The organism is Pyrococcus sp. ST04 (assembly GCF_000263735.1).
GTDB lineage: Archaea > Methanobacteriota_B > Thermococci > Thermococcales > Thermococcaceae > Pyrococcus.
Genome location: NC_017946.1, coordinates 1,461,376 through 1,474,014, shown reverse-complemented (window position 1 = coordinate 1,474,014; position 12,639 = coordinate 1,461,376). Strand labels below are relative to the sequence as shown.

At 41.3% G+C, this 12,639-nt stretch carries 15 protein-coding genes and 1 CRISPR repeat array; of the genes, 8 read left to right on the top strand and 7 right to left on the bottom strand.

From position 1 onward, the window contains the following. The first annotated feature begins 51 nt into the window (after window positions 1-51). Window positions 52-444 carry a DUF2095 family protein gene (locus PY04_RS07785; RefSeq protein ID WP_014734580.1) on the top strand — a complete coding sequence of 131 codons (393 nt, stop codon included), beginning with the start codon at window positions 52-54 and terminating at the stop codon, window positions 442-444. Here PY04_RS07785 and PY04_RS07780 read toward each other — a convergent pair. Both PY04_RS07780 and PY04_RS07775 read right to left on the bottom strand, forming a co-directional pair. Further along, on the bottom strand, window positions 441-1,952 hold the full coding sequence (locus PY04_RS07780; protein ID WP_014734579.1) for an AMP phosphorylase: 1,512 nt from the start codon (window positions 1,950-1,952) through the stop codon (window positions 441-443). The two genes, PY04_RS07785 and PY04_RS07780, sit on opposite strands and share 4 nt — an antisense overlap. Before the next feature lie 131 nt (window positions 1,953-2,083). Next, the gene (locus tag PY04_RS07775) at window positions 2,084-2,731 is read right to left on the bottom strand and encodes a glycosyltransferase family 2 protein (RefSeq protein WP_048056107.1); all 648 of its coding nucleotides are present in this window, start codon (window positions 2,729-2,731) and stop codon (window positions 2,084-2,086) included. A 47-nt stretch (window positions 2,732-2,778) separates the two neighbouring features. Between PY04_RS07775 and PY04_RS07770 the strand changes: the two genes are divergently transcribed. From PY04_RS07770 to uppS, 7 genes are all read left to right on the top strand, one after another. Next, entirely contained in the window at window positions 2,779-3,006 is a 228-nt protein-coding gene (locus PY04_RS07770) for a MoaD/ThiS family protein (protein ID WP_014734577.1), read from the top strand. Between the two features lie 2 nt (window positions 3,007-3,008). Further along, window positions 3,009-3,527 carry an HPP family protein gene (locus PY04_RS07765; protein ID WP_014734576.1) on the top strand — a complete coding sequence of 173 codons (519 nt, stop codon included), beginning with the start codon at window positions 3,009-3,011 and terminating at the stop codon, window positions 3,525-3,527. Next, window positions 3,488-4,768 carry a cation:proton antiporter gene (locus tag PY04_RS07760; RefSeq protein ID WP_048056106.1) on the top strand — a complete coding sequence of 427 codons (1,281 nt, stop codon included), beginning with the start codon at window positions 3,488-3,490 and terminating at the stop codon, window positions 4,766-4,768. The genes PY04_RS07765 and PY04_RS07760 overlap by 40 nt, the downstream gene beginning before the upstream one ends. 313 nt (window positions 4,769-5,081) lie before the next feature. Beyond that, window positions 5,082-6,344, top strand: coding sequence for a glutamate dehydrogenase (gene gdhA / locus PY04_RS07755; protein ID WP_014734574.1), 1,263 nt, complete (start codon window positions 5,082-5,084; stop codon window positions 6,342-6,344). A 640-nt stretch (window positions 6,345-6,984) separates the two neighbouring features. Further along, window positions 6,985-7,447: a CRISPR direct-repeat array (repeat unit 29 nt; unit sequence GTTTCCGAAGAACTAAATAGTATGGAAAG). Window positions 7,448-7,695: 248 nt separating this feature from the next. Continuing rightward, window positions 7,696-8,121, top strand: coding sequence for an HTH-type transcriptional regulator LrpA (gene lrpA / locus PY04_RS07750; RefSeq protein ID WP_014734573.1), 426 nt, complete (start codon window positions 7,696-7,698; stop codon window positions 8,119-8,121). 116 nt (window positions 8,122-8,237) lie between these two features. After that, window positions 8,238-8,759, top strand: a complete 522-nt coding sequence (locus PY04_RS07745; protein WP_014734572.1) for a gamma carbonic anhydrase family protein — start codon at window positions 8,238-8,240, stop codon at window positions 8,757-8,759. After that, on the top strand, window positions 8,756-9,550 hold the full coding sequence (gene uppS, locus PY04_RS07740) for a polyprenyl diphosphate synthase (RefSeq protein ID WP_014734571.1): 795 nt from the start codon (window positions 8,756-8,758) through the stop codon (window positions 9,548-9,550). Before PY04_RS07745 ends, uppS begins: the two co-directional genes overlap by 4 nt. Here the strand turns inward: uppS and PY04_RS07735 are convergent. The 5 genes from PY04_RS07735 to PY04_RS07715 are packed head-to-tail and all read right to left on the bottom strand — an operon-like array spanning window position 9,547 to window position 12,591. Next, window positions 9,547-10,104 (bottom strand): cytidine/deoxycytidylate deaminase family protein, encoded by a 558-nt coding sequence (locus PY04_RS07735; RefSeq protein ID WP_014734570.1) that lies wholly within the window; start codon window positions 10,102-10,104, stop codon window positions 9,547-9,549. The two genes, uppS and PY04_RS07735, sit on opposite strands and share 4 nt — an antisense overlap. Before the next feature lie 42 nt (window positions 10,105-10,146). Further along, window positions 10,147-10,941 (bottom strand): M48 family metallopeptidase, encoded by a 795-nt coding sequence (locus tag PY04_RS07730; protein WP_014734569.1) that lies wholly within the window; start codon window positions 10,939-10,941, stop codon window positions 10,147-10,149. A gap of 5 nt (window positions 10,942-10,946) precedes the next feature. Further along, window positions 10,947-11,312 (bottom strand): BlaI/MecI/CopY family transcriptional regulator, encoded by a 366-nt coding sequence (locus tag PY04_RS07725; protein ID WP_014734568.1) that lies wholly within the window; start codon window positions 11,310-11,312, stop codon window positions 10,947-10,949. Window positions 11,313-11,359: 47 nt separating this feature from the next. Then, window positions 11,360-11,728, bottom strand: a complete 369-nt coding sequence (locus PY04_RS07720) for a DUF2304 domain-containing protein (RefSeq protein WP_048056105.1) — start codon at window positions 11,726-11,728, stop codon at window positions 11,360-11,362. A 5-nt stretch (window positions 11,729-11,733) separates the two neighbouring features. Continuing rightward, window positions 11,734-12,591 carry a glycosyltransferase family 2 protein gene (locus tag PY04_RS07715; RefSeq protein ID WP_014734566.1) on the bottom strand — a complete coding sequence of 286 codons (858 nt, stop codon included), beginning with the start codon at window positions 12,589-12,591 and terminating at the stop codon, window positions 11,734-11,736. Window positions 12,592-12,639 lie beyond the last annotated feature (48 nt).

Sequence of the window (12,639 nt, the reverse complement as noted above, 5' to 3'; positions counted from 1 at the left end):
AAAGCTCAAGAGAAAAATATTTAACTGTTTTAAATCTCCCATAGTAATAAGATGCCAGAGAGAAAGAAAAAGCCAATCGATGAGTTACCTTGGCAAGAATATGATATAGAAGAATTTAGGGAGAAGTTTCCAGCGTTAGCTAAGGAGCTAGAAGGAGAAGAAGGAATAGAAATAACGGGAATACGGCTTGATGAATATCAGGTGTTAGAAGAAGAGGAAGAAGAAAAAATAGACTTCTCCGGATATAACCCAACAATAATAGATTTCCTTAGGAGATGTGAAACAGACGAAGAGGCTTTGGAAATAATAAACTGGATGGAAAAGCAGGGAGAAATCACGCCGGAGATGGCAAAGCAGTTGAGAGTTACATTAGTTCACAAAGGGGTTAGGGCATTTGGGCCTAAAAAAGAATGGGGATGGTACGAAAAGCACGGAAAACATTAAAGGTTCCCGATCACTTGTAGCACCATTCCTTCAATTTTTATGGGTTCTAGCCTTCTTGCAAGCACTATTGCCTTGTCTAGCTTACCCTCGCTCTCCGCATGTATTGTGAAGAGCGGATCTCCTTCTTTGACCTTTTCTCCCACTTTAACATGAAGCATTATTCCTGCCCCCTTGTCTTCTGGAGCACCGGCTTCCCTTGCTATGGCAGTCATTGCTTTATTATCTATACCCGTTACATATCCGCTCGCTTGAGCATATATTGTGTAAGTTTTATCCCCGATTTGAATATCTTCAGGCTTTATGTCTGGATCTCCTCCTTGCTCTGCAATTATCTCTCTCATCTTCTCATATGCTTTTCCACTTTCTAAGATTTCCCTGGCCATTTTTCGACCCATTCCTCTAGGAGCAGCTCCTCCCATCTCTAATAGGATTCCAGCTAGTCCTATTGCTTTCTCAACCAGGCTTCCTGGTCCTTTACCAGTCATCAGTGTTTCTAAGGCTTCTTTGGCTTCAAGTGCTGGCCCTATTGTGTGACCAATTGGCTGGCCTCCGTAAGTTATTGCCACCTCAACGTACTGCCCGAGCCTCTTCCCCAGCTCTATGAAATCTTTAGCCAGTGACCTCGCTTCTTCTAATGTCTCAACCTTAACCCCCTTTCCGGTGGGAATATCTATGAGAACATATTGGCTTCCTATAGCGTATTTTTTGGACATAATGCTTGCGAGCATTAATCCTCTTGGATCGAGACTTAACCTTCTCTCAACGTGGATCGTCAAATCGTCTGCTGGAGCTAAATTTAGTGCTCCACCCCACACTAGACATGCCCCTATTTTCTCAACTATTCTCTTTATTTCATCAAGGCTCAAGGTAACATTGGTCAAGACTTCAACGACATCGGCCGTTCCGGCTGCGCTCGTTATTGCTCTTGAGCTTGTTTTTGGTATCGTTAAACCTGCTGCGGCAACTATTGGAACCACAATTACGTTAGTTTTGTTGCCGGGAACCCCACCTATACTGTGAACGTCCATAATGGGTTTCCTGTCTATGTCAAGCATATCTCCCGTCTCTGCCATTGCTATCGTTAGGGCTGCTATCTCGTCCATATCAAGGCCATTGATCTCGATTGCAGTAACAAACGCGCTTATTTCTGTGTTTCTGAGCTTTCTATCTACGATATCTTTTACTATTGTTTCGATTTCAACTTTCCTAAGCTTTTCACCCCTCATCTTCTTACGAATGTATCTAACGCTCTCTGGAGTTCCCGCTGGCGTTACAGTAACTAATTCTCCTTCAGAAAACTGATAACTGGATAAGACATCTTTTGATAATCCGACCTCGCCCTCACCAACAAAATCACTAATTACGACACTTCCATATATTGACCTCTTCCCCGTTTCCACTCTTACAAGATCATTTGGGTGAAGTTTCCAGACTTTAGCGTCCTGAGGATTTATGAAAATCGTAAAATGTCCAGTCTCTAGGTTGAGTATTTTCACTTTCCCCCTCATAGGATCACCTCCAAACTTTCCAGGATTCTTCACTTTGAAAGTGGGCGATATTTCATTTTTTAGTCAAGCTAAAGTAGTTAGAGTTCCTCAACTAAAGTAGTTAGAGTTCCTCAAAATTAAACCTTATGCTCTCAATATTTTATCAGAACATACAGAAACCTCACGATATCCTCAAATTTAAAGTGGCCAGTCTCGACATCATACCGTGTTGAAATCGGAACTTCAACTATTCTAGCACCCATTTTTGCAGATTTCACTAAGACTTCTGTCTCTACTTCATACCTATCGCTCTTTATTTCTGGCAAAAATTCCTTTTTTATTGCCCTAAATCCACTTTGAGAATCCTCAACTTTGAGCCCTGTTTTTACTCTTATGAGCGTCGTTGTTATAAAGTTGCTGACCTTTCTAATGAATGGCCTTTCACCGGCCTTTACAACTCTCTTGCCTATGACGAAGTCTGCATCTCCTTGGGCTATTGGTTCCAGCAATTTTTGAATCTCCTTTGGATCATGCTGGCCATCAGCGTCCATGAATACTATCACATCTCCACTGGCTACTTTTACTCCTTCCCTCATTGCAGCTCCTTTCCCCCTGTTTCTGTTCATTCTGATTACCTTGGCTCCATGGGTTTTTGCAACTTCTGCAGTATTATCGGAACTCCCATCATCTACAACTATAACCTCATCGACAAAGCTAGGAATGCTTGATAAGACACTCCCTATTCTTTTTTCCTCGTTGTACGCTGGAATAACTATCGAAATCCTTAGCCCTTTGAACATGAAAAGACATTTAACCAATGTCCTTAAATATTTTCGGGGGTGAAGGGATGAGAATAAGAGTCATGGGTTTATTTTCTCACCTAGCGGGAGCCGAGGAAATAGAGGTTAGGATTGAGGGAAAGAGAAGGATAGGAGATGTCTTGAGGGAGGTTATTCCAAGGTTTAATGACGTTAAAGATAAGATAATAATCATCAATGGGAAAGTTGCCAGTGAAGACGCGGAGGTCTCGGATGAAGATTTTGTTAAGGTTATGCCAGTATTAAGTGGGGGATGAGGATGGAGTTAGAAAGGGCACTCAATGCGTTCCACTCAATGAAGGTTAGCCAGATAACGCCTTCAATCCATCAGATGCCAATAGTTGAAGAGAACTCTCCAATAATTGATGCACTGAAAATCCTAAGGACTAGGCACCATGTGTGGGTTGTTGACAACAGGGAAAGCATGAAGCTCGTTGGGGTAATAAGGTATTTCGATATAGTTGACATATTGCTTCCTCCAAGGAGGGCAAGGCTAGGCACAATAAGCTCTCTCTTTAAATCCATAATGGGCGGAGCGGAAAGAGCTAGAGACGTTATGGAGAGGAATGTTCTCACGATCGAGGAAGATGCGACTGTTCTTGAAGCCCTTGAGAAAATGAAGAAATACAGAATGCCAATTCTGGCTCTTGTAGATGCTGAAGGAAAGCTGGTAGGTGAAATAAGCCTTAGACTACTAATAAATGAGTTTCTGAGGTTAATAAGAATGGGGGGTGAGGAATGGAGGCCGCAACATGGATCCTCTTCACAATCGGAGTAGCAATAATAGCTGCTAAAATTGGGGATGCAATAATTGAGAGATTTGAGCTTCCTGGAGTTCTTGGGGAGCTTTTAATGGGAATGCTTCTTGGAAACCTTGTGTATTTTGGTATTGTGGGCAAGGAGTATCTTCCAATAACGGTGGGTGCAAGTGAGGCTATAGACTTTTTGGCTAAGTTAGGGATTATATTCCTTCTCTTCCTGGGTGCACTGGATACTGATATAGAGCAACTAAAGAGAACTGGACTAACGGCAACTGTTTCCACAATAATGGGAGTCTTTGTCCCTCTGATCATGGGATATTATGCCCTGAGATGGCTGGGTTATGAGCACAGAGAAGCTTTTGCGGGTGGCGTTTTACTTACTGCAACGAGCATTGGTCTAACCGTTAGGGTAATGATGGATCTTGGAGTCCTCAGGAGTGAGGTTGGTGCAGCATCTCTGAGTGCTAGCGTAATGGATGACTTTCTTGGGATAGCTCTCGTAATATTTGCAGTAGGTTCTGGCTCCTTGTTGGGACTTACGGTTAAGATAATTTTGTTCTTCCTAATCACGGGGGTTCTTGGATGGTATTTCATTGACCATTACGTCAAATTTGCAGAAAAGCTACATGTGGAGAAGGGAATCCTTGGCCTAATGATAGGGATGATGTTTATCTTTGCGGCATTAGCTGAGGGATGGTTCGCTGCCGCAATAGAAGGGGCCTTTATGATGGGCCTAATTCTTTCCAAGCTTCCAGAAGGTAAAAGAATAATGGAGGAAGTAAAGAGTATAGGTTACGGTCTCCTGATTCCAATATTCTTCATTCATACTGGAGCAATGCTGAACTTAACGGTGTTTGAACATGCCGATGCACTGAAGCTGGCCTTCGTTCTCAGCGCAATTGCAATAATCGGGAAAATAGCTGGAAGAGGATTTGGAGCGTGGATAACGGCCTGGGGTAGGGGAAGAGAATTCTTGTTCACCCGTGAGAACTTTAAGATGTCACTCCAAATGGGAATAGGTTCTGTTCCTAGAACAGAAGTCGCCCTAGTTGATCTTATGGTTGCAATCCACGGAGGTGCAATATCCCCTGATGATGTGCCAAAGTTTATAGCGGCAACGCTGATATTCATAACGGTCTCGGTATTAGTCACCCCACCACTCCTCAAATGGGCCTTCAAAGAGGAGGTCGAGGCTCAAAAGAGAGCAAGGCTTGAAAGTAGAAAAGAGAGGATTGAAAGGAAAAAGAAGCCCCGATGATTGGAACTGGAGTGAGCTGATTTGATGATGACCGACTTCCCGCTGAGGGTATTTTATCTTTTATCATTCCAAAATTTTATGGCTATAAATTTACGGGCATTAAAGTCCTCCTTTGTGCATTGGTGTATGTAAAATTCGATAAATACAACCTCCTTTTGCCAAAATATTTGCTATAGTTTTGCAATTCAATCGAATTGAATTTCTAAATTGAGAACTCAATAAACAAAAGGATTTCCACCCTTATTTACCGAAAGTTTTATATAGCTTATTGTCCAAATTTGTATCGCCAATCGACTAAATTGAGGTGATGAACATGGTTGAGCAAGACCCATTTGAGATTGCCGTTAAGCAGCTTGAGAGAGCTGCCCAATACATGAAGATAAGTGAGGAAGCCCTTGAATTCCTCAAGAGACCTCAGAGGATTGTTGAGGTTACGATTCCTGTTGAGATGGATGATGGAACTGTTAAAGTATTTACCGGATTCAGAGTTCAGTACAACTGGGCTAGAGGTCCAACTAAGGGTGGAATTAGATGGCACCCAGAGGAGACCCTTAGCACCGTTAAGGCTCTCGCAGCTTGGATGACATGGAAGACTGCTGTTATGGATCTCCCATACGGTGGAGGTAAGGGTGGAATTATCGTAGATCCAAAGAAGCTCTCCGACAGGGAGAAGGAGAGGCTTGCGAGAGGTTACATAAGGGCTATTTATGATGTCATAAGCCCATATGAGGACATCCCAGCACCTGACGTTTACACCAACCCACAGATAATGGCTTGGATGATGGACGAGTACGAGGCAATAAGCAGAAGAAAGACACCAGCCTTTGGAATAATTACCGGAAAGCCATTAAGCATTGGAGGATCACTTGGAAGGAACGAGGCTACCGCAAGAGGTGCCTCCTATACAATAAGGGAGGCTGCAAAGGTTCTAGGATGGGGTGACCTCAAGGGCAAGACCATCGCAATCCAGGGTTACGGTAATGCAGGTTACTACCTAGCGAAGATAATGAGCGAGGACTATGGAATGAAGGTCGTTGCAGTGAGCGACAGCAAGGGTGGAATTTACAACCCAGATGGACTCAACGCTGACGAGGTTCTCAAGTGGAAGCAAGAACACGGTAGCGTTAAGGACTTCCCAGGAGCAACAAACATAACCAACGAGGAGCTCCTTGAGCTTGAAGTAGATGTTCTCGCACCAGCCGCAATCGAGGAAGTAATAACCAAGAAGAACGCCGACAACATAAAGGCCAAGATCGTTGCCGAAGTTGCTAACGGACCAGTCACACCAGAGGCAGATGAGATCCTCTTCGAGAAGGGAATTCTGCAGATACCAGACTTCCTCTGTAATGCTGGTGGTGTCACAGTCAGCTACTTCGAGTGGGTGCAGAACATAACAGGCTACTACTGGACGCTTGAGGAGGTTAGAGAGAAGCTTGACAAGAAGATGACCAAGGCATTCTACGATGTCTACAACACCGCGAAGGAGAAGAACATCCACATGAGAGATGCAGCATACGTAGTTGCAGTCCAGAGAGTTTACCAGGCAATGCTTGACCGTGGATGGGTTAAGCACTGATTTTCTTGCCTCTTCCTTTCTGCTTTATTCTGTATGAATTCCCTCTTCTATACCATCCTTATAAGGTAAAGAGTATTGAAAAATCGGGTGATTAGTGTTATTTTTTTTGTTTGTTTGGTGTTATTTTGTGTTATGCTGGTTTTTTCATTTGTAGAGTTAGGGTTAATGCATTGAGTGCTCGAGGATTGAAGCACTGCTCGGGGTCAAGATTCAAAAAATAAGCAATGATAATAGAGTAAAACAAGAATAAGACCATAAAAACTGATTTAGTTTTCAGATTACCCCACCAGTGGTAATTTCCCGCCAATTGAATACATTTGAAAACTGGGAACCCTCATAAGTCTAATTAGGGAGTGAAAGCGGGAGACCCCAAAATTGGATAGTCTAGGAGGTTTAATTGGGCATTGTTTTTGAATTCTCTTGGTTTTAGGTAATTTTTTCATTTTCAACATGCTTCGATTTCTTGAATTCTCGTTTTAACTATTCACAATCCTCCACTCGTTAGTGAGAGAGTTTTCGTGGGTTCTTCATTTTAGGGTTGGGTTTATAAAGGGAGTGCAGTAACACGGGTTTCCTGAAGGGGTAAATTATTTAAGCTTGGAGGGGGGAGTAATGAAGGAAAACAACCAAAAAACCCAAAGTTTCCGAAGAACTAAATAGTATGGAAAGTAAGAGGGTGCAAAAAAATAAAGACGTCAGGAGCCGGTTTCCGAAGAACTAAATAGTATGGAAAGCCGAAAACTTATATGTAAAAGAGTATCTCCATGACGACACAAGTTTCCGAAGAACTAAATAGTATGGAAAGATCACCGTCAAAGAAACGTAACGCCTCCCAATGGGGTGTTTTCGTGTTTCCGAAGAACTAAATAGTATGGAAAGCACAAAACCTGCTTACCATTCCTCAACGCTCTATAATACTTCTTGTTTCCGAAGAACTAAATAGTATGGAAAGTCCTCGGTAACTATCTCTATTCTGAGTATTCTCTGCAAGGCCACTGTTTCCGAAGAACTTAGTAGTATGGAAAGAAATTTAGCGTTTATGAGCCCTTTCATTGGCCCTACTGTTTCCGAAGAACTAAATAAGAACTAAATAGTATGGAAAGAGTTTTATTATGTCTGCTTCTAGCTCTTTTTCTACCCTTCTTGCTAGGTTTCCGAAGAACTAAATAGTATTCGCTTTAATTTTTAGATAGTTTTGAAAGAATTAAATAGCTGTGAGAATGGTACGGAAAACAAAGTATATTTCGGAATTTCGATGATACAATTTACCTAATTCTGTAATTATAGCAAAGTTTAAAAACCAATACTTTATATACTTTGGTTCTGAATTTATACTAAGGTGGTTCGAAAAATGATAGATGAAAGGGATAAGATTATACTCGACATGCTCGTGAAAGACGCGAGAACCCCCTTCACGGAAATCGCGAAGAGGCTAGGAATCAGCGAGACAGCAGTGAGAAAAAGGGTAAGGGCGCTTGAAGAGAAGGGAATAATTGAGGGCTATACAATAAAGCTAAATCCCAAAAAGCTTGGCTATTCGCTGGTGACTATTACGGGAGTGGATACGAGGCCGGAGAAGCTCTTTGAAGTAGCTGAAAAGTTAAAGGAGTTTGAGTTTGTTAGGGAGCTTTATCTTTCTAGTGGAGATCACATGATAATGGCCGTTATCTGGGCAAAGGACGGGGAAGATCTTGCGGACATAATTTCCAACAAAATAGGCAAAATAGATGGGGTAACAAAGGTTTGCCCAGCGATAATCTTGGAGAGGCTTAAATAGGCTCGGTTGCGAGGGTACTCATCATCTATCAGCTAGCGAAATTTTCTTCATCGCCTTTCATATTTTCATAGTTAAATCTTAAAAGTGTGTGCTATAGCTAATTTTGGGGAGAGAAAATGGTGGTGTACGAGCTTAATGGTAGGAAGCCTAAAATACATCCAACGGCTTTCATAGATGAAAGCGCCGTTGTAATAGGAGATGTTGTGCTAGAAAAAAAGACAAGTGTCTGGCCTTCTGCAGTTCTGAGGGGAGACATAGAGCAGATTTATGTGGGCAGATATTCTAACGTTCAGGACAATGTCAGTATTCACACTTCCCATGGCTTGCCGACGGAGATCGGGGAGTATGTTACAATAGGTCACAATGCCGTTGTTCATGGTGCGAAGGTTGGCAACTATGTAATAATAGGAATGGGGGCAGTAATTTTGGATGGTGCTAAGATAGGGGATCACGTTATAATTGGAGCTGGTGCATTGGTTCCTCCAAACAAGGAGATCCCGGATTATAGCCTCGTTATTGGAGTTCCAGGAAAGGTGGTCAGGCAACTCACGGAGGAAGAGATTGAGTGGACGAAGAAAAATGCTGAGATATATGTAGAGCTGGCTGAAAAACATTTGAAGGGGAGAAAGAAAATATGATCTACAGGATTATTTCTCACATTCCTCACATTCTTTTCAAGCCTGCTTATGATCTTTACGAGAAGTATTTATTTGAGAAAGTGAAATCTGGTAATTTGCCCAAGCATGTAGCTATTATCATGGACGGAAATCGGAGATGGGCAAGAAAACAGGAAAAACCTCCTTGGTATGGACATCTTTTTGGTTCAAAAAAGCTTGAGGAAATTGTTGAATGGTGTCATGAGCTTGGCATACGCATATTGACTGTTTATGCCTTTTCAACTGAGAATTTTAAGAGATCTAAAGAGGAAGTTTCTAGGTTAATGCAACTGTTTGAGGAGAAATTTAGGGAGCTTGTAAAGGATAAAAGGGTTCACGAGTATGGAATCAGGGTTAACGTTATTGGAAGGAAAGATCTTCTTCCTAAGAATGTTAGGGAAGCCGCTGAGGAGGCTGAAAGAGTTACGAGGAAGTACAACAATTATGTCTTAAACATAGCTTTGGCATATGGAGGGAGGAGTGAGATAGTTGATGCAGTTAAGGATATCGTTAGAGACGTTATGGAAGGTAAGCTTAGGGTTGAGGACATAGATGAAGAGTTGCTTAGGAAATACCTATATGTTCCGAATATGCCCGATCCTGACATTGTTATAAGGACTGGGGGAGAAGTTAGGATAAGCAACTTCCTCTTATATCAAATAGCGTATAGCGAGCTGTTCTTTGTTGACGTCTACTTTCCAGAATTCAGGAAGATAGACTTCCTCAGGATAATAAGAGAGTATCAGAAAAGGGAGAGGAGGTTTGGGCGCTAGTCTTCTTCTCCACACCCTTTTCCACAGAACTCGGGGAATAACTCCTCGAGAAATTGCCTAACTCTTTCTTTCGACAGTTTGAACTGTCTTATTTTTATAATTCCCTTTTCCTGTGCTTCTTTGAGTAGCATTTCAGTAACTTCATTTGGATACATCTCCTCATAGACGATCTCTTTTATCCCCGCATTTATAAGTAGTTTAAAGCAGGTGTCGCAGGGGAAGTGGGTGACATAGAGTGTTGCCCCTTCTAGACTAATTCCCTTTCTTGCGGCCATCGCGATTACGTTTTGCTCCGCATGGACAGCCCTGTGGCAGTGACCATCAACGAGGATGCATCCTACATCTATACAGTGATCCATGTTTCTTGGGGCTCCATTATATCCCGTTGCGAGGATGTATCCATCCTTCACGGCAACTGCGCCAACCCTAAGCCTTGGGCACGTTGCCCTAAGAGAAACAAGCTTTGCAATTAACATAAAATACTCATCTTTAGTTGGTCTGATTCTCTTTATCCTCTCTGCTTTTTCCTTATCAAGAAAAATTTCAATTGTCATGTTCTCCCCTTAGTTCTTTTAGAATTTTAAAATTAACTTTCTTCAGCTCATGTATTCAAAAATCCTATACATATCGACTATTGCCATTATTCTGGCTATTCTCTCATCATAAGAGGGATGAGTGCTCATGATATACATAATTGGGTTTTGGGGCTCTTCCTTCCTCTCAACCTGGGGCTTTATCGTTGGTAGGGGAATATCCTTTGCCTTGAGTGCTGCCTCATAGTATTTCAACTCTTCAAGGGCTTCTTTTAAGGCGTATGGCACTTCTGCTATTCTTAGGGCAACGCTATCTGCAAGAAACTCCCTCTTTCTCAAGAACTTTCTAAGGCCTGCATAGTATATTAGGAAATTTAGTGCTGAGATTATTTTTATGCCTTGGGAAGTTGAGCCAGCTAAAATTGCTATTGTCAGTGCCCCCATGATATATTGGGCGTATTTAGAGAGAGGGAATATGAAGGTGTCCCCATTTTTTATATGCCCTATTTCATGGGCAGCCACTGCTAAGATTTCATCCTTGTCAAGGACTTCAAATAGCCCGGCCGAGAGGACTATTGCATTCCTAAAAGAATAAGCTGTTGGGATTGGAGAATCCTCGATGTATATTTTTGGCATCGAAATTCTTGCTCTATTTGCCATTCTCGCTATCCCGTCATATAACCAAGGGATATCTTCCCATTTTATTAGGGAATATCTGTCTGTTGGCAAATTAAATTTCAGGGAAATTTTATACCATAACATTAGCAGAAGAACAGCTAACATAGAAGCTATAATTCCATATCTTCCATATGTGAGGGAGACAATTAAGAGTTGAAATATGAAGGACCAGTAGAGCATTTCTATCACTTCTTAATTTTTGAAAGGTATGCGTAAGTTGCTTCCCTGAAGTTTGCCATTAGAGAGTCTATTATCTTTTCTACGATTTTTCTTTCAAACTCTTCTCTTGTTGTCGTTATTTTGTATATGTATCTTATTCCACCCCTTCCTCTCTCCATTCTTCTTGTGAGGAGCTCCTTTTCGCATAGCCTGTTCATTAATATACTAACAGTGGATCTCCTTATCTCGGGGTATTTGTTTTTTAAATACTCGTAAACCTCCCCAGCCGTTGCCTCACCAACTTCCCACATGTATTCCATTATTTCTGCCTCTAAAGATGGAAGTACTGCCTTTATTCCTTTCTGGTTCAGTTTAAATTCGCTTGGTTCCATGGATTCATCCCCCCGCTGTCTCTTACATATTTTAGCTTATGAGCTCTTTAATTTTTCTCTATCTTTTTCTCATTTATTTTGTCTTCGATTTCCTTAAGCCTTATTGAAAAATTCCTTGTGAGTTCGGTTATTTCTCTTTCTATCCTGTCTATGTCTAAGTACAGCTTAAACAGGATAAGATAACTTAATCCTATCATTGTTGCAAAAAGGGCATCTAATCCCCTTCCAAGCCCAAGAATCTTCTTTATCTCCATTGAAATTCTAACTGGGGCTAAAATTATTATTAGCAGAATTATAAAGAAAATCTCCCATGCCATGAGATCAGAGAGCTCGAAACGCTTCTTCTTGTAATGGAGGTAAGTATAAATCATTAAGCCAACTACTATAACCAATCCAATATACTGGATTGTATACAACTCTCTCACCTCCTAAATAAGCTTAGGAACAAATTTAGTGCTATTTTTATCCCTTCAATAACGTTTGTTCCTTTCTTCATTGAATATTCAGTGTATATGGCCTTAATTGGTATCTCAGTGACTTTGCATTTATTTCTTGATGCCTCTATTATGATTTCACTTGAAACTGCATATCTGTCACAGGTGATTTTAATCTTTTTTGCACACTCCCGAGAAAAAGCTCTGAGTCCGCTTTGAGTGTCTGTGATATACTTCTTAGCAAAAAGTGCCGTTATTACATTTAGGCCAATATTTCCTATCCTTTTTGTTAATGGCATTCCGCTAATGTCCCCTTTGAACCTGCTTCCTATCGCCAAGTCGGCTTTCCCTTCGACTACTGGTTTAATTACCTTTAAGGCATCCTCAAGCAGGTGTTGACCATCTGCGTCAAAAGTAACTATTATTTGGGCTCCAAGTATTAGGGCGTACGTTATTCCGGTACCAAGGGCTCCCCCTAAACCTCGATTAATTAGATGTGTCAATACGTGGACTCCCTTCTCTCTGGCAATCTTCTCAGTATTATCCTTGCTCCCATCATTAACCACTATTATGTTTTCTTTTGGAAACACTGTTAATAAAGAATCTAAAACCTGCCCTATGGTTTTTTCCTCATTATAAGCTGGCATCACAATGTAGGTTTTCCTAAGCTTGTCTATTATCTCCCTTAACTCTTCTAAAGACCTTGCTTCATATTTTACACCATGAATCTCAACAAAAAACTTTCCTATCTTGATGATTGCATCATCTTTAATCTGTAACCCCAAGGATCCAACGAATTCTTTAAGAGTGTCTCCATTTTCTACTCTCACGTTTTCAAAATTCACGCTCTCTCACCATGCCAAACCTTTATAAATTTGCCAATTTTTAAACCT

Coding starts and splice junctions, on each gene's coding strand:
- PY04_RS07785 (WP_014734580.1), top strand. CDS start 52: ATGCCAGAGAGAAAGAAAAAGCCAATCGATGAGTTACCTTGGCAAGAA.
- PY04_RS07780 (WP_014734579.1), bottom strand. CDS start 1,952: ATGAGGGGGAAAGTGAAAATACTCAACCTAGAGACTGGACATTTTACG.
- PY04_RS07775 (WP_048056107.1), bottom strand. CDS start 2,731: ATGTTCAAAGGGCTAAGGATTTCGATAGTTATTCCAGCGTACAACGAG.
- PY04_RS07770 (WP_014734577.1), top strand. CDS start 2,779: ATGAGAATAAGAGTCATGGGTTTATTTTCTCACCTAGCGGGAGCCGAG.
- PY04_RS07765 (WP_014734576.1), top strand. CDS start 3,009: ATGGAGTTAGAAAGGGCACTCAATGCGTTCCACTCAATGAAGGTTAGC.
- PY04_RS07760 (WP_048056106.1), top strand. CDS start 3,488: ATGGAGGCCGCAACATGGATCCTCTTCACAATCGGAGTAGCAATAATA.
- gdhA (WP_014734574.1), top strand. CDS start 5,082: ATGGTTGAGCAAGACCCATTTGAGATTGCCGTTAAGCAGCTTGAGAGA.
- lrpA (WP_014734573.1), top strand. CDS start 7,696: ATGATAGATGAAAGGGATAAGATTATACTCGACATGCTCGTGAAAGAC.
- PY04_RS07745 (WP_014734572.1), top strand. CDS start 8,238: ATGGTGGTGTACGAGCTTAATGGTAGGAAGCCTAAAATACATCCAACG.
- uppS (WP_014734571.1), top strand. CDS start 8,756: ATGATCTACAGGATTATTTCTCACATTCCTCACATTCTTTTCAAGCCT.
- PY04_RS07735 (WP_014734570.1), bottom strand. CDS start 10,104: ATGACAATTGAAATTTTTCTTGATAAGGAAAAAGCAGAGAGGATAAAG.
- PY04_RS07730 (WP_014734569.1), bottom strand. CDS start 10,941: ATGCTCTACTGGTCCTTCATATTTCAACTCTTAATTGTCTCCCTCACA.
- PY04_RS07725 (WP_014734568.1), bottom strand. CDS start 11,312: ATGGAACCAAGCGAATTTAAACTGAACCAGAAAGGAATAAAGGCAGTA.